Source organism: Streptomyces sp. RK9 (assembly GCF_045070545.1).
Classification (GTDB): Bacteria; Actinomycetota; Actinomycetes; order Streptomycetales; family Streptomycetaceae; genus Streptomyces; species Streptomyces alboflavus.
In genome coordinates, this window is sequence record NZ_CP173704.1 from 883,355 (window position 1) to 906,627 (window position 23,273).

A 23,273-nucleotide genomic window follows, 5' to 3' on the forward strand; every position below is an offset into this window, starting at 1 on the left:
ACAGGGAGCATGACCATGCAGCAGCACCGCATCATCGTCCTCGGAGCCGGATACACCGGAGCCTCCGCCGCCGGACGCCTCGCCAGGCGGCTGCACCGCGAGGACGTCACCATCACCCTCGTCAACGCCGAGCCCGACTTCGTCGAGCGCGTCCGCATGCACCAGGTGGCGGCCGGCCAGGACCTCAGGCCCCGGCCCTTCAGCGAGATGTTCGCGGGCACGGGCGTGGCACTGAAGCTGGCGCGGGTGACGGCGGTCGACGTGGACCGCAAGACGGTGACCGTGACGGGAGCGAGGCCGACCGGGGAAGCGGGGGCGCCGGAGCCCTTTGAACCGGAGACCCTGGAACCGGCGGAGACCCTGGAGTACGACACCCTCGTCTACGCGCTCGGCAGCGGCTGGAACAGCCAGGGAGTCCCCGGCACGGCCGAGTTCGCCGACGAGCTCGCGAGCCGCCCGGGCGCACTGCGGCTGCGCGAGCGCCTGGCCCGCCTGGAGGCGGGACAGTCCGTGGTCGTGGTCGGCGGCGGCCTGACGGGCCTGGAGGCCGCGACCGAGATCGCGGAGGCCCGCCCGGACCTCGACGTCGCCCTCACCGCCCGCGGCGCACTCGGCGAGTGGCTCTCCCCGAAGGGCCGCGCCCACGTCCGCAAGGTCTTCGCCGGGCTCGGCATCACCGCGCACGAACACGCCGCCGTCACCGGTGTCGAGGCCGACCGCGTGGCGACCGCGGACGGCACGTCCGTCCCGGCGGCCGTCACCGTGTGGACCGCCGGGTTCGCGGTCCACCCGATCGCGCGGGCCACCACCCTGAAGGTCACCGACACCGGCCAGATCGTGGTCGACAGGACGATGCGCTCGCTCTCGCACCCCGATGTGTACGCGGTCGGCGACGCGGCCATGGCGATGGGCCCGGGCGACAAGCCGCTGCGCATGTCGTGCGCCACGGGCACCCCCATGGCCTGGCAGGCCGCCGACGCGATCGCGGCCCGCCTGACCGGCGCCAAGATCCCCAAGACCCCGCTCCGCTACTTCAACCAGTGCGTCTCACTGGGCCGCAAGGAAGGCCTGATCCAGTACGTCACGGCCGACGACCGCGCGGTCAAGGCAGCCCTGACGGGCCGCTTCGCCGCCACGTACAAGGAACTGATCTGCAAGGGCGCGGCCTGGGCCGTGGCCAACCCCACCCTCGGCCTCCCGAACCGCCGCCGCCGCGTCACGACGGAGCGCCCCAAGACCGCCTCGACCGCCAGGGCGGCGGCCTGAACGACCGAACGCCAGAGGCCCCGCGGAACAATCCGTGGGGCCCTCGGTCGACGGGCGTCAGTCCCGCGGCTGCACGGCCGAGCGCCGGATTACCGACAAGGCCGTTCCCTTCGGCAGGATGGGCGCCATGACCGAGATCCGCACACCCCGCCTCCTCCTGCGTCGCTGGCATGACGACGACCTCGCGCCGATGGCGGACATCAACGCGGACCCGCGGGTCATGCGCTGGATCGACGACGGCTCGGTGCGCGACCTGGACCACACCGCGGAGGCGATCGAGCGGTGGGAGGAGGAGTGGGACGAGGAGGGCTTCGGACTCTTCGCCGTCGAACTGCTGGCCTCGGGCGAACTGGCAGGCTTCACGGGTCTGTCCGTCCCCGAGTTCCTGCCGGAGGTACTGCCCGCCGTGGCGATCAGCTGGCGGCTCGGCTCACAGTTCTGGGGCCAGGGATACGCCTCCGAAGCCGCCCACGCCACGCTGGAGTTCGCACTCCAGGACCGCGGCCTCGACCGCGTCATCAGCATCAACCGGGTGGGGGACACCGCCTCCGAGAACATCATCCGCAAGCTGGGCATGGCGCCCGAGCGGAAGACGGCACACCCGGAGTACGCCCATCCCCTCCAGGTCCACACCATCGACCTGACCGAGTTCCAGGCATAAACCAGTCGCACCATCGGTCCGAGGACCCCACTGGGCAACGGCCGGATCACTCCCGGCTCCCTCAGCTCCCAGCAACGCAAGAGGCCCCGGATCTCTCCGGGGCCTCTTGTCTGTGTGCACTCGGCAGGATTCGAACCTGCAACCTTCTGATCCGTAGTCAGATGCTCTATCCGTTAAGCTACGAGTGCTTGATTCTTCTGTTGTGTTGCTCTTCCTTCCGGGCTTTTCGCCCCGGTCGGCGTTGCGGGAACAACATTACATGACCTGCGCCGTGAGGCGAAATCCGTTTCCCGAACCCCTTCTGACCTGCGGAAATGCCTCCTGCGGCAGGGGCGCGCGGTGGGACTGGGTGATCTTGAGGTGGGCTCGCGGTGACTCTCACGGGTGAGTCGCCGCGGGTGTGTCGCGTGGAAACGACCGAAGCCCCGGTCGGATGACCGGGGCTTCGGATCGTGGTGCGGAGGCGGAGGGATTTGAACCCTCGATGGGCTTTAAGACCCAAACCGCATTAGCAGTGCGGCGCCATAGACCGGACTAGGCGACGCCTCCCAACCTGCAATCCCGCGCGAGCGCGGGGGTGCGTGCAGATGATGACACAGCCTGGGGGCGCGTCACCAATCGCGGCCTCCACGGTACTAGTCGGGCGGCCCGCAGAGCAAAGCGTAAAACGGGGCCGCAACGCGGTGGGGGCGGTGGCGTTAGAGGCGGTAGGTACCAGCCGGAACCGCGTCCCTCAGGGAGATCCCGTGAAGCCGTCCACACCGCGCCGCCTCCTGTTCACCGCCGCCGCGTCCGCCGCCGCGTCCTTCGCCGCCCTTGCCGCGTTCCCCGCCGTCGCGCACGCGGGCCACCTCGGCGGCAGCCAGCTCGGCACGGGCGGCCCGAGTGCCGTCAGCCCCCTCGGCACGGGGAACCTCGGCGCCCTCGGCCGCGCCGTCGACAACGCCACCGGCCCCATCGGCGGCCACACCGTCGACCGTCCCGCCGCCGACCGCCTGAGCATCACGGTCAGCGAGGCCGGCGCGGGCGACGGGGCATACACCCTGGAGTGCGCCCCCACGGGCGGCACGCACCCTTCGCCCGATGACGCGTGCGAACGTCTCGACCAGCTCGCGGCGGAGGGCGTGAACCCGTTCAAGGAGGTCCCGCGCGACGCGGCGTGCACCCAGCAGTACGGCGGCCCGGAGACCGCCCGCGTCCAGGGCACCTGGCAGGGGCGTCCCGTCGACACGACGTTCACGCGCACCGACGGCTGCCAGATCTCGCGGTGGAACACCCTCGTACCCGTCCTGCCCGCGAACGGCGGTTGATGCGGACCGCGGCGGGCGGCGGGACGGCGACGCATCGCAACCTTGACCGAAGGGTGGTTCGCGACCCTTCCGTGACCAGGGACTACTGAAGGCTCACAGCTTCTGCGTGCGACCTCCCTCTCATCCGGCGTCGCGCCCGCAACCACTCCCCGTAGACTCCCTCCCGTGACACGCCGCGAGCCGAGAGGCAAGATGGCTCGGGCGGTCAGCAAGATGCGGTAATCAGGGAGGAAGCGTCGTCGTGAGCAGCAGGCCATCCCGAGGCGCTGCTCGCCTCGCAGCCATACTCGACGCGCTCCCGGACGCGTTGGTGCTGGTCAACGCCAACGGGACCGTCGTGAACGCGAACGCCATCGCGCTCGAGGCCTTCGAGGCGCCAGGCACCGCGCTCGTGGGGCGCGGACTGCTCGATCTGCTGCCGGAGTTCGACTCCCGGCTGATCCCCGGCTCCATGCGCCGACCGGACACCACGGACGAACGCGGACGTACCAAGCCGAAGCGGATGATCGCCCGCCGCACCGACGGCAACGAGTTCCCCGTCGAGGTCACCAGCTCCAACCTGGAGGACAGCCGGCACGCGTACGACGACCGGTTCGGCAGCCAGGGCGGGTACGGCGGCTACGGCAGCGACGAGATGCTGATGATCGTCGTCCGCGATCTGTCGGGCGCGCTCAACACCGAGGCCGAACTCGCCCGTTCGCAGCGGCAGACCGAGATGATCCTGCGGGCCGCGGCGGAGGGCGTCGTCGGCACCGACACCGACGGGCGCGTCGTGCTCGTGAACCCCGCCGCCGCCCAGATACTCGGCTTCCGCGCCAGCGACCTCGGCGGCCAGGAGCTGCACCCCCTCGTCCTGCACTCGCGCGCCGACGGCGACCCCTTCCCGTACGACGAGTCCCCCCTCGCGGACACCCTGCGCTCCGGCCGCAAGCACCGCGTGCGCGGCCAGGTCCTGTGGTCCAAGAGCGGCGAGAAGGTCTCCGTCGACCTGACGACGGCCCCCGTGCGCGACGGCGACCAGCTCGTCGGCGCCGTCATGACCTTCACCGACCGGCGGCCCTACGACGCGCTCAACGAGAAGTACGAGGCCGCGCTCGCCCGGCACGCCGAGGAGCTGTCGGAGGCCGCCGAGCTGCGCGAGGAGGAACTCGCCGCCGAGCAGGAGCGGTACGCGGCGCTCGCCGAGCGCGAGAAGGACCGCCACGAGGAGCTGGCCGAGCGCGAGCAGTCGCGGTACGAGACCCTCGCCGCGCGGCACAGCCAGCTCGTCGCCGTCCTCGACCAGTCGCTGCGCGGCCCCCTCGACGAACTGCGCCGCGAACTGTCCGCGCTCGCCGCCGACGACGCGGGCCAGCTCTGGCCCGAGGCCAACCAGGTGCTCCACCACCTGTCGGCCGGATACGCCCGGATGACGACGCTCGTCGACAACGTCCTCGGCTACCAGCGCCTCCAGGCCGGCACCGACCAGTTGTCCCGTACGGCCGTCCCGCTCGACGCCGTCGTCGCCGCCGGTGTCGACGGTGCCGTCGAGCTGATCGGCCCGGGACGCGCCCAGTTCGCCGTGCACGCGCCGCCGATCGAGGTCGAGGTGGACGCGCGCCGCCTCGCCACCGCGCTGGCCCATCTGATCGCCGACGTCGCCGGAATCGACGCCACCGGCAACACGCGCGCGGGGGCCGTCGTTCCGGGCGCCCCCGGCGGGCAGGCCGGTTACGTCGACTCGACGGTCGTCGTGGCCGCGGCCCAGCGCGGCGAGGTCGTCCGCATCGAGGTCCGCGGGCCGTACTCCGGCGGGGACCCGGTGCACGAGCCCGTCGTACGCGGCATCGTCGAGGCCCACGGAGGCGTGCTCCAGACGCACGAGGTGCCGGGCATGAACGGCAACGCGTACGTCCTCGAAGTGCCCATGGGCGACAGCGCGAGTGCCATCGCGGCGGGCGCTGTCGGTTTTTCGGTGTCTACGGAGACTGCCGGTTCGGGTGCGCAGGTGCCCGGGCAGGGGGCGGGTCCTTCCGGGGGCGCGGGCGGTGCGTCCGGCGGGACCGGAGGCGGACGTCGGCGGGCCCGGCGGTCCTCGGTGGACTCGTTCCTGGACAGTGCGGTTCCTGGGGATGACGGTGGCTCGGCCGCTGCCTCCGGGGATGCCGGTCCGGGTGCGGCGGGCGATGACACGGGGTCCGTGGAGGCCGCCGGGTCCGGGGCCGGGTCTGGTTCCGGTTCCGGTGGGACCGGGCGGCGCAGGCGGCGCGCCGTGGCCGAGGGGCCTGCGCGTGTCGGCTCGGACGTGGGCGCGGGTGCGGGTGCCGGGGCCGGTGGTGGATCCGGTGACACGTCGGGCGGTACGTCCGGGGGTGCGGGCGGCACCGGGCGGCGTCGAGGACGGCCGAGCCCGGCCGAGGGTGCCGTGGTGACGGCGGCCGAGCACGCGGCCGGGTCGGCGGCCCTGGGCCAGGCCGTGCCGCCGCAGGGAGTTCCGTCGCAGGCCGGTCCGATGTCGACGGAGGTCGCCGTGGCGTCCGGTCGGCGGGCCCGGCGCGGCGGTGAGCAGCAGGCGCTGGCCGCGCTGCCCTCGGGGACGGGCCAGGCGGCCGGTCCGGAGGCGGGTGCGTCCGGCGCGGCCGGGAACGAGGGCGCGGATCCGCGTACGGGTGGCCGACGGGCCCGGCGCGCGCTGGCCGCGGCCCGGGAGCGTGCCGCCGCGGAGGAGGCCTCCAGCGGGCGGGTGTTCGCGCTGCCCCCGGCCGAGGCGGACCGCGAGGAGGGCAACGGCGCGCCCGGCCGGGCCGAGCAGGTGGGCGGGGCGGCGCAGGAGGGTGGGTCTCAGGAGGGTGGCCCTCAGGGCGGCGTGCCGCACGGTGGTGTGCCTCAGGGAGGCGTGTCTCAAGGAGGCGTGCCGCAGGGAGGCGTGCCGCAGGGCGGGCCCGGGCAGTTGGGCGCCGCGCGCGGTGGGTCCGTGCAGGTCGGTGCCTCTGTGAACGTACCGGCGGGCGTGCAGGCAGGACTTCAGGCGGGGGGCCGTGGTGGCGTACCCGCGCAGGGTGGTGCGCCGGAGGCGCAGGCGCAGGTCCAGGAGAGTGTGACCGCGGGGGCGCAGGGGGCTCGGTCCGGGGGAGCGCAGGGTGCGCGGGCGACGGGTGCTCGGCGTGGTGCGCCCGCCGGGGTTCAGGGTGGTCTGCCTTCGGGGGTTCCGGGCGGTGCGCCTTCGGGGGTTCCGGGCGGTGCGCCTTCGGGGGCTCCGGGCGGTGCGCCTTCGGGGGCTCAGGGTGGTCAGCCTGTGGGTGCTCCGGGCGGTGCGCCTGGTGCGGCGCCCGGCGGGCTGCCCGTGGCAGCGCCCGGTGTCGGCCCCGCCGGCTCCCTCGGCCACGTCGGCCCCACCGGCCCCACCGGCCCCGCCGGGCAGGACGACACCGGACAGCACGCCGCCGCGCTGCGCGATCCGGCCGACGACCACACCCCGCTCCAGCCCCACCCCGCGCAGGCCGCCGCCGCGATGCTGCCCGGGCAGGCCGGTCCGGCCGCGCAGGGAGCCCCGGGGGCCCCGGCCGCCCAGCCGCAGGCCCCGACCGGACGTCGGCGCGCGCGGCAGGCTCCGGCGGCCGACGGGACGCCCTCCCAGGGGATGCCGGTCCAGGGCACCCCGGCGGGCGGCACCCCTGCCACCACCGGCACTCCGGCCGAGGGGACCCCGGCCACGGGTGTGCCGTCGCAAGCTGGTCCGCAGGCTGCTCAGCAGGCCGGTCCGCAGGCCGGTCCGCAGGCCGACGGAACGCCCGCGCAAGGCGTCCCGACGCCCGCCCAGGGCGCCGCTCTGCCGCCGGAACGTGATCCACGCGTGCGTGCCGCCCAGCCGCTGCCCGCCGAGGCCGCTCCCGTCGACCCGAACTCGACGCAGGGGCGCGCCATCAGCGTACGAACGCTCGGACAGGGTGTGCCGTTCGGCCGCCAGGCCGGGGCGCAGCCGGGGCAGCCCGGTCAGGCGGGCCAGCCTCAGCAGGCCGGGCAGCCGCCGCAGTCCCAGCAGCCCCCGCAGGCCCACCCCTTGCCGCAGGCACAGCCCGCGCAGCAGGACCCGTCCCAGGGCGGTCAGGGCGGCCAGGGCGCTCAGAGTGCCCAGACCCCCGCGCAGCCCGCCTCCGGAGGTTCGGGGCGGCGCAGGCGGCTGTCCACGCGGCCCGACCCCGCCGCCGACGAGCGCCAGGACGCGGCCCGCCCGCACCCCCAGGCGCAGCCCCAGCCGCAGCAGGCCAAGGCACCGGCGCAGCCCCGGCTTTCGCCGACCACGGAGGGCACCGGGCGCGCCTACGCCATCGGCGCGCCGGACGCCGACGCCGACGAGGGACCGCAGCTCCTGGACGGCCCCGGTGGCGCCGTCGAGGTGTCGAACCAGCCGCAGCCGCAGCCCATGGACGACGAGCTGCCGCCCGAGCCGCTCGACAACCCGCGCCGCCTCCTGGTGTGGCCCGCGCCCGACGTCACCACTCAGCAGGCCCTCAGCGACCGCGGCTACCGTCCGGTCATCGTGCACTCGCGCGAAGAGGTCGACGCACAGATCGCCGCGTTCCCCGCGGCCCTGTTCGTGGACCCGCTGACCGGGCCGATCACGCGTACGGCGCTGCAGTCGCTGCGGCAGGCGGCGGTCGCCGCGGAGGTTCCCGTCCTGGTCACGGCCGGGCTCGGACAGGCCTCGCGGGAGGCGGCGTACGGCGCCGACCCCGCCGTGCTCCTGAAGGCCCTCGCGCCGCGCGACAGCGAGCAGCACCCGTCGCGCGTCCTGCTGATCGAGGAGCACGAGGAGATCGCGCTGGCCCTGACCGCGACCCTGGAACGGCGCGGGATGAAGGTCGCGCGGGCCGAGAGCGACGCGGACGCGGTCACGCTCGCCGCGCAGATGCGGCCGAACCTGGTGGTCATGGACCTGCTCCAGGTACGCCGCCGACGTGCCGGAATCGTCGACTGGCTGCGCGCGAACGGGCAGCTCAACCGCACCCCCCTCGTCGTCTACACGGCGGCCGTCGACGAGACCGACCTGCCGAAGCTCGCCGCCGGCGAGACCGTGCTGTTCCTCGCGGAGCGGTCCACGAGCAACGAGGTGCAGAGCCGGATCGTGGACCTGCTGGCGAAGATCGGTACGAACTAGCCGGTACGCACCGGCCGGTACACGTCAGCCGGAGCAGGCCCGCGCGGGACGGACAGGCCCTAGTCGCCGGGCGCCGTGAGGCGGCGCGCGGCGGCGCGGACCGAGGCGCGCAGGCGCGCGCGGTCCGCGTCCTCGCCGCCCACCAGGACCCGCCGCATCTGCGGCACCGCGGAGGCCCATCCGGCCAGCGCGACCAGCATGAACAGCATGTCGGGCGCCGGGATCGCGGTCGTGATGACCCCGCGCGCCTGGCCTTCCTCGAAGGCGGCGACCTTGCGGTCGTAGTGCGCCTGGCGTTCGTACTCGTGCGGCAACTCCTCCGTGCTGCCGTACTCGATGCCCTCCCAGAAGAGCAGGCGAAGCACCTCGGGATGGGTGGAGTGGTAGTCGATCAACCGGTCCATCCAGCCGTCGATGTCGTCGGCGTCGATGGGGACGCTGACGGCCAGGTCGACCATCTTCTTCTCGAGGACCTGCGCGAACAGCTCCGCCTTGTTGCCGTAATAGGCGTAGATGAGCTGCTTGTTGGCCTTCGCCTCGCTCGCGATGCGGTCGATGCGGGCGCCCGCGATGCCGAACCGGGCGAACTCCGTGACTGCCGCGTCGAAGATCCGGGCCTTGGTGGCCTCGGGGTCTCTCACTCCCATGGGACCAGCGTAAGCGCCTCCCACTTCTAACCAACCGTTTGGTTGCTTGACAGTCATCGAAGCACGGGCGCAGACTTTAACAACCAACCGGTTGGTTGCAAGCTGCGGCACGGGAGTGCCATCGGCGGTACGACATTGGAGCCCTGCCACCCATGACCTCACGCATGCCATCCCCGTCCCGGACGGAACCACGGGCGGAATCGCTGTCGGCATCACTGTCGGAATCCCGGGCGGAATCCCGGGCGGAATCGCTGCCAGGCACCTCGGCGGCGGTGGACCAGGCACCCCCGGGCGGGCTCCCGCCGCGCCTCTTCCTCGTCCTCATAGCTGTCTGCACGGCGGTCACGGCGGCGAACATCTACGTCGCCGCCCCGCTGCTCCCCCTCATGGCACGGGACTTCGGCTCCACACCGTCGGGCGTCGCGTGGATCGCCTCGGTGGCCCAGTTCGGGTACGCGGCCGGGCTGCTGTTCTTCGCCCCGCTCGGCGACCGCGTGAACCGCCGGCGGCTGGTCGCTGCGCTGTCCCTGGCCACCGCCGCCGCGCTGGCCCTGGGCGCGACGGCCTCCGGTGCGACCGCGCTGGCCGCCGCCGTGCTTGTCGCCTCCGCGGCGACGGTCGTCCCGCAGCTGCTCGTGCCGCTCGTCGCCGCGCGGGCACCGGCGCACCGGCGGGCCAGCCATGTCGCGGCGCTGATAGCCGGGCTCTTCACCGGCGTGGTCGCCGCCCGGGTGCTCGGCGCGCTCGCGGGGCAGGCCTTCGGCTGGCGTGCCGTCTTCCTCGGCGCGGCCGTGCTCACGGCGGTGCTCGGCCTGGCCTCCGCGGCCGCCCTGCCCAGGGAGGTGCAGCGCCGCAGCGGCCCGCTGTTCGCGGGTCTCGCCCAACTCCCGGGTGTCGTCCGGATGTCACCGGAGCTGCGCCGGGCCTGCATACGCCAGGGCGGGATGTACGGCGCGTGGAGCGCGCTGTGGACCTCCCTCGCGCTGCTGCTCACCGGTCATGGGGACGGGGGGTACGGCATGACGACGGGCGCGGCCGGCCTGTTCGGGCTGTTCGGCCTGGCGGCGAGCCTCGTGGCGCCGGTCGCGGGCGGCCTCGTGGACCGGTTCGGCGTGGCCAGGGTGGTGGCGTCGGCGTATGTGCTCGCTGCGGTGTCGGTGCCGCTGTTCTGGCTGGGCGGCGAGCGGCTGTGGGCCCTGTGCGCGGCGGCGGTGGCCGTCCACGCGGCGCTCGTCGCGAGCCACATCGCCAACCAGACGCTGGCCCTGACCACCACCTCCACCCCGGCGGTCGCCAACACCGCCTATGTGGTGGCGGGTTTCGCGGGCGGCGCCCTGGCCTCGGCCCTCGCGGGCACGGCGTTCACGCACTGGGGCTGGCACGGGGTGTGCGCGGTGGCGGCGGGCTGCCTGGCCGTGGGGTGGGGGGTGACGTCGCTGCGGACACGACGGTGAGCGGCAGAGGGATTCGGCGGTGAGCAGCAGGGGCGCGGCTCGCGAGGCGCTGCCCCGCGAGCCGCGCCCGCGGGGCATCCGTGCCGTGACCTGCCGTACGGCAGCCGGGCGTCAGAGCTGGGTCACATCCAGCTCGCCCGCCGCGTACTGCCTGCGCAGCACCTTCTTGTCGAACTTGCCGACGCTGGTCTTGGGGACGGCCGGGACGATCGCCCAGCGCTCCGGGAGCTGCCACTTGGCGACGCGGGTGGCGAGGAAGTCGCGCAGGGCCGCGTAGTCGGCGGTGGCGTCCTCCTTGAGGACGACGGTGGCGAGCGGCCGTTCGCCCCACTTGGTGTCGGGGACGGCGACGACCGCGGCCTCGGCGACGTCCGGGTGGGACATCAGCGCGTTCTCCAGCTCGACGGAGGAGATCCACTCGCCGCCGGACTTGATGACGTCCTTCGCGCGGTCGGTGAGGGTCAGGAATCCGTCGGCGCTGATGACACCGACGTCGCCGGTCTTCAGCCAGCCGTCGGAGCTGAACTTGTCCTCGGGCCTGAGGGCCTCGCCGCCCACCCCGCCGTAGTACGCACCGGCGATCCACGGGCCGCGCACCTCCAGCTCGCCCGCGGACTCGCCGTCCCAGGGCAGCCGGCTGCCGTCGGGGGCGACCAGACGGCCCTCGACACCGGCGGGGAAGCGACCTTGGGTGAGACGGTAGGCGAACTCCGCGTCGGTGCCGATGGCGTGCGCGGGCGGCCGGGCGACCGTGCCGAGCGGCGAGGTCTCGGTCATGCCCCAGGCGTGGCAGACCCGCACGCCGAGCCGGTCGAAGGCCTCCATCAGGGAGGGCGGACAGGCCGAGCCGCCGATGGTGACCTGCTTCAGGGAGGCGACGTCGCGGGGCTTGGCGGTGAGTTCGGCGAGCAGGCCCTGCCAGATGGTGGGCACGGCGCCGGCGTGCGTGGGCCGCTCGGACTCGATCATCTCCGCGAGCGGCGCGGGCTGCAGGAAGCGGTCCGGCATCAGCATGCTGACGCCGGTCATGAAGGTGGCGTGCGGCAGACCCCAGGCGTTGACGTGGAACTGCGGCACGACGACGAGGCTGAGGTCGGCGTCGGTGAGGCCCATGGACTGGGTCATGTTGACCTGCATGGAGTGCAGGTAGATGGAGCGGTGGGAGTAGACGACGCCCTTGGGGTCGCCGGTGGTGCCGGAGGTGTAGCACATGGCGGCGGCACGGCGTTCGTCCAGCTCGGGCCAGTCGTAGCTGGTGGGCTTGCCCGCGATGAGTTCCTCGTAGTCGTGGACGCGGACGCGGGCGCCGTCGAGGAGGGAGAGGTCGCCGGGGCCGGAGACGACGAGGTGCTCGACGGTCGGCAGGCGGTCGAGGAGGGGGGCGATCAGGCCGAGCAGCGAGCCGTTGACGATGATCACGCGGTCGGCGGCGTGGCCGACGATCCACGTCAGCTGGTCGGCGGGCAGCCGCAGGTTGAGGGTGTGCAGGACGGCGCCCATGCAGGGGACGGCGAAGTACGCCTCGACGTGCTCGGCGTTGTTCCACATGAACGTCCCTGTGGCGTCGCCCTCGCGGATTCCGAGGTCGTCGTGCAGGGCGTGGGCGAGCTGGGCGGCTCTGGCACCGATGTCCCGGAAGGTCCGGCGCTGCGGAGCACCGTCACCGGTCCACGTGACGACCTGCGAATCCCCGTGCACGGTCGTCCCGTGGTCGAGGATGCGGGTCACAGTCAGCGGTACGTCCTGCATGGTGCTCAGCACGGCGTCCTCCTGGTGGGCGGCACAGGCGACCGGGTGATCCCGGCGCTTTACCTGCTAGTAGCCCCAGATTCTTGCCGCATACCGTGCGGTATGTCACTACCGCGGGAGCACCTGGAGGGAAAATGACCGCGCAGGAGCGGATGACGTGCATGGCCCCCGTCGACTCCGGGCCGGTGGCGCGGAGCGGTGCCCGGCGGAGCACACACTCGGCGGGCCTACACCCGGCGGAGCCCGACGCTCGCGGGGGAGCCGGACGCTCGGGGAGGCCGGACGCTCGGGGGAACCCGCGGCCCGGCGGAAGCCCGCGCTCAGCGGACCGGCGTCAGCTCCGGGTCCTCACGGAGCTTGCCGAGCGCACGCGACACCGCGCTCTTCACTGTGCCGATGGAGACCCCGAGCACCTCGGCCGTCTGCGCCTCGCTCAGGTCCTCGTAGTACCGCAGGACGACCATCGCCCGCTGCCGCGCGGGCAGCTTCATGATCGCGCGCCACATCGCGTCGTGCAGCGCCTGCTGCTCGGCCGGGTCACCGGCCGGCACGGTCTCGGGTTCGGGCAGCTCGTCGCAGGCGAACTCGTCGACCTTGCGCTTGCGCCACTGCGACGTGCGGGTGTTCAGGAGCGCCCGGCGCACATAGCCGTCGAGCGCCCGGTGGTCCTCGATCCGGTCCCAGGCCACATACGTCTTGGTCAGCGCCGTCTGCAGCAGGTCCTCGGCATCGCTCGGGTTCGCCGTCAGCGACCGGGCAGTGCGCAGCAGCACAAGCTGGCGGGCCCGGACGTAGGAGGCGAACGACGGGTAGGCGGAAGGACTCGTGGTCCGCGTCGCGGCCTTCGATGCGCTGGTGCACACGGACACCATGGATGCGGTCATGGCTCCACGCTAGAAGCGACCCCTACATCAGCGGATCGGCCGCAGGTCCCGAAGCCTTGTCCGCCTCAGGTTGTACGAGGGGAGCCTGCCCCACCTCCTGAAGGTGGAGGAGGCGGGGCTGACCCCTGCGGGTTCAACCCTGAGGTGTACGAAAGCGCCTGGCGGCGGGGGTCGGGGTCCGGGGGCGTACGCGCCCGGCGGACGGCGGGCGCGCGGGAACCGGCGACGCCGGGCGCGGCCGGACGGACACGCGTGGCGCCCGGCGGTCCGGGTGGGCCCGTGGTCCCTGAGGGAACCCCTGGGCCGGGCCGACCCGGCCGGGCAGCCCTAGCCCAGCGTGGCCACCGGTGCGTCCACGAGGTTGCGGTCGATGGTGATCGTGCGCCCCCCGTGCCGCTCGGTGACGTTGCCCGCGTACTGGTGGATCCGGCCGCCCGGCAGCCAGGCGTCCCGCCCGAGCGCGGGCTCGCCGTACAGATCGGGCTCGCCGTTCCAGCGCGCGAACCACATCACCTCCGGCAGGTCGTCGACGCCCTGCCGCCGGGCCTCGTCCATGTGCCGTACGCCGGAGTTCGCGCTGCTGTAGAAGCCCGGTACGTAGCCCTGGCTGCGCACTTCGCGGTTCCAGGCGCGGACGAACGCGAGGGTGTCGCGGGCGCAGGCGCGGTCGCTCCGGCGGTACGACTCCATGTCCAGGTACAGCGGGCTCTCCGGCGCGATGCCGAGGTTCTGGGCCTTGGTGACCGCGTCCTCTCCTTCTCTTGCGCCCTGCTGCGCGGGGTTGCGCCCGATGCGGACGTGCTGCTTGTTCTGTGCCACGACGCACGGCGACTGCGAGCCCACGTACAGCGGCAGCACCCCCCAGCCCATCTCGTCGACCGACCGCAGCCAGTCCCTGCTCAGGTGCTGCTGGTTCGGGCAGGCCCGGCCGCGGCCGCCGAAGTACACCCCGACCGCCCCGTAGTCCGACTCCCGCCAGCGCCGCATGGTGTCGGCGGACGGCGCCTGGCAGGTGTCGAAGGCGCGGCCGTAGAAGGCGGCGCCCGCCCGGCCCGCGGTGGTGGCGCGGGTGAGGCCGGGGTCCGGGCCGGGCGGCGGCCCGCCGGGCGGTGTGATCGTGGTCGTCGTTGTCGCGGCCGAGCCCGACTCCGTGTCCATGGCCAGTGTCGCCAGGGCCAGGCCCAGCACGATTCCCAGAAGCTTCTTTCGATGGCGCATGCAGCGAGTGAACGGTCCCGGTCCGCCGCCGAGCGCGGGACACGCGCCGCGTTCAGCCGTCCGCCGCCAGAATCAGCCCCGATGTGGGGACACCGGTGCCCGCCGTGACGAGGGCGCGCGCCGCGCCGGGTATCTGGTTCACCGCCGTGCCGCGGATCTGCCGGACGGCCTCGGCCACGCCGTTCATCCCGTGCAGATACGCCTCGCCGAGCTGGCCGCCGTGGGTGTTCAGCGGCAGCAGCTCCTTCGCCACGAACTCCGCCGCCGCCCCCGGCTCGCAGAACCCGAACTCCTCCAGCTGCATCAGCACGAACGGCGTGAAGTGGTCGTACAGGATCCCCACGTCCATGTCCCCGGGCGCCATCCCCGACGTCCGCCACAACTGCCGTGCCACCACGCCCATTTCGGGCAGGCCGATGAGGTCGTCGCGGTAGAAGCTCGTCATCTGCTCCTGGGCACGGCCCGCGCCCTGGGCCGCGGCGGCGATCACGGCGGGCGGGCGCGGCAGGTCGCGGGCCCGCTCCACGCTCGTCACGACGACCGCCTGGCCGCCGTCCGTCTCCTGGCAGCAGTCCAGGAGCCGCAGCGGCTCGACGATCCACCGCGAGGCCGCGTGGTCCGCGAGCGTGATGGGTCTGCCGTGGAAGTACGCCGCGGGGTTCGTCGCCGCGTACTTCCGGTCGACGACCGCCACCTGGCCGAAGGCCTCCGGCGTCAGGCCGTACGTGTGCAGGTAGCGCTGGGCCGCCATCGCCACCCACGACGCGGGCGTGAGCAGCCCGAACGGCAGCGACCAGCCGAGCGCCGCGCCCTCCGCCGACGGCTCCCGATGCCGCACCCCGGAGCCGAAGCGGCGGCCCGACCGCTCGTTGAACGCCCGGTAGCACACGACCACTTCGGCCACCCCGCTCGCCACCGCGAGGGCCGCCTGCTGCACGGTCGCGCAGGCCGCGCCGCCGCCGTAGTGCACGCGGGAGAAGAAGGAGAGGTCGCCCATCCCCACCGCCTGCGCCACCGTGATCTCCGGGCTGGTGTCCATCGTGAACGTCACCAGGCCGTCCACGTCGTCCGGGCGCAGCCCCGCGTCGTCGAGCGCGAACCGCACCGCCTCGACGGCCAGCTTCAGCTCGCTGCGCCCGGAGTCCTTGGAGAACTCCGTCGCCCCGATCCCGACGACCGCCGCCCTCCCGCCGAGGCTGTCCTTCTTCCGTACGCTCATGCGTCACCCCCGGCCCGTGCGCCCGCCGTCCGCGCCGGCCCGGCGGGCACCGTCAGCGTGACGGTGCCGGTCACGTGCTTGCCGATGCTGTTGGCTCCGACGACCTTGACGGTGACCGTCGCCGTCCCTGCCTCGGGCGCGCCCGCCGCACCCGCCGCGCCCGGCTCGACCTGCTCGACCACCCCTGTCAACGTCATCGTGTCCCCGGGGTAGTTGGGCGCCCCCAGCCTGATCGCCACCTTCCGCAAGGTGGCTTCGGGGCCGAAGCAGTCCGTCAGATACCGCCCCACCAGGCCGTTGGTCGTGAGGATGTTCATGAAGATGTCGGGGGAGCCCTTCGCCCTGGCCAGCTCCACGTCGTGGTGCACGTCCTGGTAGTCCCGCGAGGCGATGGCACCGGCGACGATCAGGGTGCGGGTGACCGGGATCTCCAGGGGCGGCAGCGTGTCCCCCGCGCGCGGTGCGGATGCGGTGCTCATACGGACTCCTCCGTTGCGGACACGTCTGTCGCGGACCTCTCCGCCGCCGTCCCCTCCGTCGCGATCAAGTCGCCCAATTCGGCCAGGACTTCGCCGCCACAGCCCAGATACGCGTCCAGCTGGCGGCCCCACAGGAAGTGCCGGTGCACCGGGAACTCCACGTCGGCGCCCACGCCGCCGTGCAGATGCTGGCCCGCGTGCACGACGCGGCGGCCCGCCTCCGACGCCCACCACGCGGCGGTCAGCGCGTGCGTGCCGTACGCCAGGGCCTCGTCCCTGCGCCACGCCGCCTCGTACGCCGTGACCCGGATCGCCTCCGTGTCCATGTACGCCTCCGCCGCCCGGAGTTGCACCGCCTGCTTCGCCGCGAGCGGGCGGCCGAACTGCTCCCGCTCGTTGGTGTACGCCACGGCCCGGGCCAGCGACCCCGCGCACACCCCGGCCTGCAGCCCGGCGAAGGCCGTACGCGCGGTGGCGAGGACGTCGTCGTACACGACCGCGGCAGGGCCCCGCGCGGAGCCCGCGCCCTCACCCCGACCTGAGCCCACGCCCCCACTCCCGCTCCCACCGGAGCCCGCGTCCTCACCACCCCCCAGCCGCTCCCCCCGCACCCCCTCAAGCACCAGCCGTCCCGCCCGCCACGGCGCCGTCAGCTCGACCGGCTCGCACCCCGCGTCGGCCGTCCGCACCAGCCACAGGCTCCGGTCGGCCGCGGCCACCAGCACGAACGTCGCGTCCCGCAGCCAGGGCACCAACGGCACCGCCCCGGTCAGCCTGCCGTCCTCGACCCGCACCCGACCGACGCCCCCGCGCGCGGGCAACGCCCCCGTCGCCACCTCCGTCCCGTCCCGCAGCCCCGGCAGCAGCCTCGCCCGCTGGTCCGCCGAACCGTGCGCCGCCACCGCGAGCAGTCCGTACACACAGCTCACCGCGAACGGCACCTGTGCCGTGGTCCGGCCCTGCTCCTCCAGGAGCAGCACCAGGCCGAGCAGTCCGACCTCCTCCACCGCGCCCGGCAGGCCCGCCGCGCACAGCGCCTTCCACAGCTCGGCGTCCGTCCCGGTGCCCGCCGCCGCGAGCCGGTCCGGTGCGGACAGATCCCCGAAGATCCGCGCGGCCAGGTCACGGGCGGCCGCCTGCTCCGGTGTGGGCGTGAAGTCCATGTCAGCGCCCGCCCCCTCGGGAGCCCTCGCGCGCACGGCCGACCGCCCCGGCCGGGGCCGCGTCCGGAACACCGTCCGGCGCGAGCGGCCGGAACAGCGGCAGCTCAAGATCCTCGTCGACCCGCTGGAACTCCAGCCGCACCGGCATCCCGATCCGCACCCGGTCGTGCTCCACCCCCACCACCTGGCTGATGATCCGCACCCCCTCCGCCAGCTCGACGAGCACGACCGCGTACGGCTCCGCCGTGTCGGTGGCGCGGTCCGGCACGGTGAAGGCCGGGAACGGCGGGTGGTGCATCACCACGTACGAGAAGACCGTGCCCTCGCCGCTCGCCTCGACCGTGTCCCAGTCGGGCGAGCCGCAGGCGTTGCAGCCCGGCAGCCAGGGGAAGCGGAGGCGGGCGCAGGAGCCGCAGCGCTGGATCAGGAGCCGGTGCCGGGTCACGCCCTCCCAGAACCCGGCGTTGTCCCTGTTGATCACGGGTCGCGGCCGTCTGCTCCGCGCCGGGGCGCCCGGCCTCGCGACCTCAGCCGCAGGCGCGGGCTCAGCCGATCCCACCGCGCCCGCCGCCCCCGCGGACCCCACCGCACTCGCCGGCCCCGCCGCGCCCGCCCCCTTCACCCGCCGCCGCGCAGGCACGTACTTCAGGATCCGGAAGCGATGCGTCCCCGCCGGCTCGCCGTCCGCGCGGACGTCCATCCGCGTCGTCACGAAGTACCCCGTGCCGAGCTTGGTCGTCTTGCGCTCCGAGATCGACTCGATCACCGCGTCGAAGGTGATCTCGTCACCGGGGCGCAGCGCACGCACGTACTCCTGCTCGCAGTCGGTCGCCACCACCGAGGCGTACCCGGCGTCGTCCAGCAGGGCGAACAGCTCGTCGTACGCCTCCGAGCGGCCGCTGTGGCCGGAGAGGCCGCCCATCGTCCACACCTGGAGCATGGTCGGCGGGGCCACGGCCTCCGGGCCGGTGTACGCGGCGTGGGTGTCCCCCATCGCCTCGCACCAGTGCCTGATCATCGGCTCGTTCACCGGGTCCTTGCCGCGCCCGCCGACGGCTGCGGCCTGCCCCTCGTACGCCCTCAACTTCTCGTACAGCTCGTCCGGCTCGCGCGCGCCCGGTCCGCCGAGTCCGCCGAGTCCGCCCGCGTCGTCCCCGCCCCTCATCGCCGCCCCCTCCGCATCCCGAGCCGCATCGTCGCCACGAGCTCCCGCTGCACCTCGCTCACCCCGCCCCCGAAGGTGTTGATCTGCGCCGCCCTGTTCATCCGCTCCAGCTCCCCGTCCCCGGCCGTCCCCTGTGCCAGGGAGCCGGGCGAACCGGCCCGCACGAGCCCCGAGTCCCCCGCGATCTCCTGACATATTCGGTACACCTCGACCGCCGATTCGGTTCCCACGAACTTCACGCCGCTCGCGTCCCCCGGGGCCGGGCCCCCCGCCTCCACATCACCCACCAAACGCCAGTTGAGCAGGCGTGTCGCGGCAAGTCGCGCATGCGCCTCCGCCAGTTTCAAACGGACCCACGGAGCGTCAATCCGGCGCTCGCCACTCACCGGATCGGGTGATGTCGCCGCCGTGCGTGCCGCCGCGTAGAAGTCCTCGGCCTGCATGCCGATCGCCGCGAGCGCGATCCGCTCGTGGTTGAGCTGGTTGGTGATGAGGTCCCAGCCGCCGTGCTCCGCGCCGACGAGGTTCCCCGCGGGCACGCGTACGCCGTCGTAGTACGTCGCCGTCGTGGTCTGGCCGCCGACGGTCTCGATCGGGGTCCAGGAGAAGCCCGGCGCGTCGGTCGGCACGAGGAGGATCGAGATGCCCCGGTGCTTGGGCGCGTCGGGGTCGGTGCGGCAGGCGAGCCAGATCCAGTCGGCGTTCTGGGCGTTGGAGGTGAAGCTCTTCTGGCCGTCGATCAGCCAGTCGCCCCGCGGGCCCGCCGTGCGGACGGCCCGGGTCCGCAGTGCGGCGAGGTCCGTGCCCGCGGACGGCTCGCTGTAACCGATCGCGAAGACGGTTTCCCCGCGCAGGATCCCGGGCAGTAGGGCGGCCTTCTGTTCCTCGGTCCCGTACTTCATGAGGGTCGGCCCGACGGTGTTCAGGGTGACCATCGACACGGGTGCGCCCGCGCGGTACGCCTCGTCGAAGAACACGAACTGCTCGTCGGCGCCGCGCCCCTGGCCCCCGTACTCGACGGGCCAGCCGAGGCCCAGGTGTCCGTCCGCGCCGATGCGGCGCAGGAGTCGCCGCTGCCCTGCCTTGTCGTCGCTCGCGGGCGGTCCTTCCGGCATCAGCTCACGGAAGTACGCGCGCAGTTCGGCGCGCAGGCGCTGCTGGCGTTCGGTGGGGGCGAGGTGCACGTCGGCGGCCTCTCCTTCTCGTACGGCCGCGTACGGGCCGCTTGCCGGGAACGATTTCTGACTGTCCGTCAGAAACAGAACCGGCGTCAAGGCCCCCGCGCGCACCCGCACACCGGAGGGTCCCGGCGGGAACCCGCCCCTACGCCCCCGGACGCAGTTGCGCGACGGCGCCCGAGGCACCGCCGCGCAACTGTCACATCACCCCTTGGAGCAGGCCCCGAGGATCACTCCCCGACGAGGCCCGAGGTCACCACAGTTCGCTGAAGTTGACGGCGACGTTCGCGTTGGTCTGGTCGATCTCCGTGAACGCGGAACCGTTCACCTGAGCCGTGTTGCTCTGGTTCGAGGCGCCGTTGCCAACCGCCTGCTGCTGCGTCGTGGACGAGTTGCCGTTGTTGTCGTCGCCGACGCCGCTGCCGTTGACCGTAGCCACACCGGCGTTGGATCCGTCGTCCGCGAACGAGCCGTTGTCGGCCATCGCAACGCCGGAGAAGAGAGCGGCGGCGAGGGGCAGGGCCGCGACAGCAGCGAGGGCGCGGGCGGTACGGATGCTTGCCATGTCATTCCTCCAGAACGGGAGATTCGCACCGGCGGGAAGCCGGATACGCCTCAAGTAACGCTTGCTCCAAGGCGGTTGGCCGACCGCCTCGGTTCTGCATCTGCACGACGTCGCGAGACCAGAGTTGCCCATGGCATCCCCGGCGAACCACCCCGGAAGGCTCGATTCCCCCGCAAGCGTGAGGACAAGTCGATAAACACGCTTTGCGCCCCCGACGTCGCAGCTCAGCGCCGTCTCGATGGCCGAGGCCAGGCGCCGCACGGGCTGAAGCGTTCCCGCATCCGGCCGAAGTCGGGGGCGCCGCCCGCATCCGGCGCGCCACCCCGGGCCACCCCCCTTCCTTTCATCGAACGTTTGTACGAAACTGAGGGCATGGCCCCCATCGACCGCCATGCCGCAGACCGCGCCGCCGACCACGCCCCCCGCCACGGGGCCGGACCCCACCGGGGCGAACCCCACGGGGCCGAGCCCCGAACGCCGGAGCACCGGGCCGACCGCCGCACCGCCACCCTCGCGCTGGCCCACGCCCTGACCGCCGCCGAGCGCGGCCTCGCCGTCATCCCGCTGTCGCGGACGAAGCTCCCGGCGCTGCGCTCCCCGCACCACGACGAGGCACGGCACCACGCCGTCCCGGGCGCGCACGCCGTCCCCGGTGACCACGCCTCCCCGGACGCGCACGCCGTCCCCGGTGACCACGCCTCCCCGGACGCCCGCGCCGTCCCCGGCGACCGCACCGTCCCGGGCTCCCACGCCTCCCAGGGGCACCACGCCTCCCCAGGGCACCGCGACGCTCCGCGGCACGGCGACACTCCACGGCACGGCGACGCCCCGCACCCCCCATCGCCCTGCCGCGGCGAGTGCGGCCGCATGGGACACGGCGTGTACGACGCGTCGACCGACCCGCACCGCATCCGCGAACTGTTCGCCGCCGCGCCCTGGGCCTCCGGCTACGGCATCGCCTGCGGACTGCCGCCGTACCACCTGATCGGCATCGACCTGGACACCAAGTCGGGCGTCGACGCCCCCGCCGAGCTGCGGGAGTTGGCGCTGCGGCACCTGTTCACGATCCCGGAGACCGTCGTCGTGGCGACGCCGAGCGGGGGCCGCCACATCTGGCTGGCCGGCCCGCCCGACACCGTCGTACCGAACTCGGCGGGCCGCCTGGCCCCCGGCATCGACATCCGCGGCGCGGGCGGCTACCTGGTCGGCCCGGGCTCCCGCACCGAGCACGGCGTCTACAGCGCGGTCCCCGGCACGGCCCACCTTCCGCCGGCCACCTGCCCGCCCGCGCTCCTGCGGCTGCTCACCCCGTCACCACGACGCCGCGCGCGGCCCGCGCACGCGGGCGCCCCCGCGGACCCCCAACAGGGCCAGGGCCTGGTCCAGTTCGTCCTCGCCGCGCACGAGGGCCAGCGCAACACCCGCCTGTTCTGGGCGGCGTGCCGGGCGTACGAGAACGGCTTCGGCGAGGCCCTCACCGCACCCCTCACCGACGCGGCGCTCCGCGTCGGCCTCACCGCACGCGAGGCGGCCTCGACGATCGCCTCGGCGGCCCGCCTGACGGGCCACGCGTGACACCGTCCGACAGGCCACGCGGACACCATCTGACGGGCCATGCGTGACACCGTCCGACAGGCCACGCGGACACCATCTGACGGGCCATGCGTGACACCGTCCGACAGGCCACGCGGACACCATCTGACGGGCCACGGGTGACGCGCACCGTCACGACACGACCGCCGGGGCCGCGCTCGACGCCCGCCCGTCACCCGCCCTCCCGGACCTCCGACGCCGTCTTACCGGGCGGCGACGGCCGGTCGATGAAGACGACCACGTACCACTCACCCTCCCTGCGCACCACGGTGAACACGTCCCGTACCTCACCCCCGGCTCCCTTCCCCGCCCCTTCCCGGGCCCGCAGCCTCGCCGACCCGACATCCGGCCCCATGTCGATCTCGACCCGGACATCGACGATCGACAGCTCCCGACCCCCTTTGTCGGCAATGATCCGCCGCGCCTCCCGCCGGGCCCGCGCATCATCGGGAACACCCCCGACCTTCATCAGCGCATCGGCGTCCCGCGCGTTCAACGCCCGCACATAAGCCTCGACCGCACCCCGGGCACCCCGCTCGGAATCACCGGAACGCCCCTCCTCTCCGGCCGCCTCGGCACCACACCCCGACACGAGCCCGACAGCCAGCGCCACGGCCACGAACGTTCGCCGATCCATCCGACTCCCCCTCCCCCAGGCAGACGCAGCACGCCCCGACCATTCTCCCCACCACCGCCCAACTCACCGCGCCCCAAACAAAGGTGGCGGGCCATCACATGATGGCCCGCCACTCACACGCACGAACTGCGGCGCAGGTTCGTCAGCACTTCTTCTTGGTCTTCACCGAAACCCAGGGACGGCACTTGCCCGGCGCCACGGGCCCGGTCATCGGCACGTTCTTCCAGATGTAACCCTTCTTGCACACCTGCACCTGGGAGAGATCAAGGCACGCGTTGGGGTCGAAGGTGATGGCGCGGGCTTCGCTCTGGTTACCCGGAAGCGCGACAAAGAGCGTGATGCTGAACAGACCCGTCAGGATTGCCGTGCAAACCTTACGCATTTACATTCTCCCGTTTCGAATTGCAGGCGCCAGAATTCCGGCGCCGAGAGATCATGCGTTTCACGCAAACCGCATGTCAAGAAGGGTTAAGGACCCTTGGCGGCAAAGGCCCAGTCGCGACGAGACCGGCAAAACGCCACACCGATACACGGGCAATGCGGGCAAGTTGGGCACAGAGAGGTTCGCACCTTGAGGTGAACATCACACGCCGGTCCGGGTTGATCATTTACAGTTCCCACGCCCCTTTATCCCTCACTCAGAGAGGCCCGGAGCCTGAACCACCGCCGTCGACAGGGGAGTTGGAAGGGGCAACGTCCAACTCTCCTTGCCCGTAAAACGAAAGAGGCGGGGGGTGTGGGATTTGAACCCACGGTGACATCGGTGCCACGACGGTTTTCAAGAGGGTGCGCGGCCTGGACAGGGCCTCCTGGACCTGGCGGATCGCGAGATCCGGCGCACGTTCCCTGCAGTCGACGCCACCGGCGTCCGCCCCCTCGGTCTTGCGGCGCGAGCAGCGGGGCCGCCTTGAGGACTGAGCGGGATGGATTCGGCCAAGGTCGCTGCGG

18 protein-coding genes and 2 tRNA genes are annotated in these 23,273 nt (G+C 73.2%); 6 read left to right on the top strand and 14 right to left on the bottom strand.

Features of this window, described 5'->3' with window-relative positions:
• Positions 1 to 15 precede the first annotated feature (15 nt).
• Both AB6L24_RS24075 and AB6L24_RS24080 read left to right on the top strand, forming a co-directional pair.
• On the top strand, positions 16 to 1,266 hold the full coding sequence (locus AB6L24_RS24075; RefSeq protein WP_405658292.1) for an NAD(P)/FAD-dependent oxidoreductase: 1,251 nt from the start codon (positions 16 to 18) through the stop codon (positions 1,264 to 1,266).
• 127 nt (positions 1,267 to 1,393) lie between these two features.
• Entirely contained in the window at positions 1,394 to 1,927 is a 534-nt protein-coding gene (locus AB6L24_RS24080; RefSeq protein WP_405658294.1) for a GNAT family N-acetyltransferase, read from the top strand.
• Positions 1,928 to 2,042: 115 nt separating this feature from the next.
• Here the strand turns inward: AB6L24_RS24080 and AB6L24_RS24085 are convergent.
• A tRNA-Arg gene (locus AB6L24_RS24085) sits at positions 2,043 to 2,115 on the bottom strand.
• Between the two features lie 270 nt (positions 2,116 to 2,385).
• Positions 2,386 to 2,476 (bottom strand) — tRNA-Ser (locus tag AB6L24_RS24090).
• Between the two features lie 197 nt (positions 2,477 to 2,673).
• On the opposite strand from AB6L24_RS24090, the gene AB6L24_RS24095 reads away from it, so the two are divergent.
• Both AB6L24_RS24095 and AB6L24_RS24100 read left to right on the top strand, forming a co-directional pair.
• Complete coding sequence (locus tag AB6L24_RS24095) at positions 2,674 to 3,237, top strand: SSI family serine proteinase inhibitor (RefSeq protein ID WP_405658296.1); 564 nt, start codon at positions 2,674 to 2,676, stop codon at positions 3,235 to 3,237.
• Between the two features lie 241 nt (positions 3,238 to 3,478).
• Positions 3,479 to 8,374: a PAS domain-containing protein gene (locus tag AB6L24_RS24100; protein WP_405658300.1), complete on the top strand. Its 4,896-nt coding sequence runs from the start codon at positions 3,479 to 3,481 to the stop codon at positions 8,372 to 8,374.
• A gap of 59 nt (positions 8,375 to 8,433) precedes the next feature.
• Here the strand turns inward: AB6L24_RS24100 and AB6L24_RS24105 are convergent, their stop codons facing one another.
• A complete protein-coding gene (locus AB6L24_RS24105; RefSeq protein ID WP_405658302.1) occupies positions 8,434 to 9,021 on the bottom strand; it encodes a TetR family transcriptional regulator in 588 nt (195 codons plus the stop codon).
• 164 nt (positions 9,022 to 9,185) lie between these two features.
• Between AB6L24_RS24105 and AB6L24_RS24110 the strand changes: the two genes are divergently transcribed.
• A complete protein-coding gene (locus AB6L24_RS24110; RefSeq protein ID WP_405658304.1) occupies positions 9,186 to 10,475 on the top strand; it encodes an MFS transporter in 1,290 nt (429 codons plus the stop codon).
• A 111-nt stretch (positions 10,476 to 10,586) separates the two neighbouring features.
• Here AB6L24_RS24110 and AB6L24_RS24115 read toward each other — a convergent pair whose 3' ends face one another.
• The 9 genes from AB6L24_RS24115 to AB6L24_RS24155 all read right to left on the bottom strand — a co-directional run bounded on the left by AB6L24_RS24115 (position 10,587) and on the right by AB6L24_RS24155 (position 20,095).
• Positions 10,587 to 12,236 carry a long-chain fatty acid--CoA ligase gene (locus AB6L24_RS24115; protein ID WP_405658307.1) on the bottom strand — a complete coding sequence of 550 codons (1,650 nt, stop codon included), beginning with the start codon at positions 12,234 to 12,236 and terminating at the stop codon, positions 10,587 to 10,589.
• Between the two features lie 308 nt (positions 12,237 to 12,544).
• Positions 12,545 to 13,108 (bottom strand): SigE family RNA polymerase sigma factor, encoded by a 564-nt coding sequence (locus tag AB6L24_RS24120; RefSeq protein ID WP_030357870.1) that lies wholly within the window; start codon positions 13,106 to 13,108, stop codon positions 12,545 to 12,547.
• 327 nt (positions 13,109 to 13,435) lie between these two features.
• Positions 13,436 to 14,326 (bottom strand): DUF1906 domain-containing protein, encoded by an 891-nt coding sequence (locus tag AB6L24_RS24125; protein WP_405658309.1) that lies wholly within the window; start codon positions 14,324 to 14,326, stop codon positions 13,436 to 13,438.
• 52 nt (positions 14,327 to 14,378) lie between these two features.
• Positions 14,379 to 15,545: a lipid-transfer protein gene (locus AB6L24_RS24130; protein ID WP_405658311.1), complete on the bottom strand. Its 1,167-nt coding sequence runs from the start codon at positions 15,543 to 15,545 to the stop codon at positions 14,379 to 14,381.
• Positions 15,542 to 16,024 carry a MaoC family dehydratase gene (locus AB6L24_RS24135; protein ID WP_405658313.1) on the bottom strand — a complete coding sequence of 161 codons (483 nt, stop codon included), beginning with the start codon at positions 16,022 to 16,024 and terminating at the stop codon, positions 15,542 to 15,544. The genes AB6L24_RS24130 and AB6L24_RS24135 overlap by 4 nt, the downstream gene beginning before the upstream one ends.
• The gene (locus tag AB6L24_RS24140; protein ID WP_405658315.1) at positions 16,021 to 17,187 is read right to left on the bottom strand and encodes an acyl-CoA dehydrogenase family protein; all 1,167 of its coding nucleotides are present in this window, start codon (positions 17,185 to 17,187) and stop codon (positions 16,021 to 16,023) included. Before AB6L24_RS24140 ends, AB6L24_RS24135 begins: the two co-directional genes overlap by 4 nt.
• Position 17,188: 1 nt before the next feature.
• Positions 17,189 to 18,352 (bottom strand): bifunctional MaoC family dehydratase N-terminal/OB-fold nucleic acid binding domain-containing protein, encoded by a 1,164-nt coding sequence (locus AB6L24_RS24145; RefSeq protein WP_405658318.1) that lies wholly within the window; start codon positions 18,350 to 18,352, stop codon positions 17,189 to 17,191.
• Positions 18,349 to 19,536, bottom strand: coding sequence for an acyl-CoA dehydrogenase family protein (locus tag AB6L24_RS24150; protein WP_405658321.1), 1,188 nt, complete (start codon positions 19,534 to 19,536; stop codon positions 18,349 to 18,351). The genes AB6L24_RS24145 and AB6L24_RS24150 overlap by 4 nt, the downstream gene beginning before the upstream one ends.
• 247 nt (positions 19,537 to 19,783) lie before the next feature.
• Entirely contained in the window at positions 19,784 to 20,095 is a 312-nt protein-coding gene (locus AB6L24_RS24155; RefSeq protein WP_380834809.1) for a hypothetical protein, read from the bottom strand.
• 516 nt (positions 20,096 to 20,611) lie between these two features.
• On the opposite strand from AB6L24_RS24155, the gene AB6L24_RS24160 reads away from it, so the two are divergent.
• Positions 20,612 to 21,670: a bifunctional DNA primase/polymerase gene (locus AB6L24_RS24160; RefSeq protein WP_405663294.1), complete on the top strand. Its 1,059-nt coding sequence runs from the start codon at positions 20,612 to 20,614 to the stop codon at positions 21,668 to 21,670.
• A gap of 190 nt (positions 21,671 to 21,860) precedes the next feature.
• Here AB6L24_RS24160 and AB6L24_RS24165 read toward each other — a convergent pair whose 3' ends face one another.
• Together AB6L24_RS24165 and AB6L24_RS24170 are read right to left on the bottom strand one after the other, a co-directional pair.
• The gene (locus AB6L24_RS24165) at positions 21,861 to 22,325 is read right to left on the bottom strand and encodes a hypothetical protein (RefSeq protein ID WP_405658323.1); all 465 of its coding nucleotides are present in this window, start codon (positions 22,323 to 22,325) and stop codon (positions 21,861 to 21,863) included.
• A gap of 142 nt (positions 22,326 to 22,467) precedes the next feature.
• Positions 22,468 to 22,707 (bottom strand): hypothetical protein, encoded by a 240-nt coding sequence (locus tag AB6L24_RS24170; protein ID WP_405658325.1) that lies wholly within the window; start codon positions 22,705 to 22,707, stop codon positions 22,468 to 22,470.
• Positions 22,708 to 23,273 lie beyond the last annotated feature (566 nt).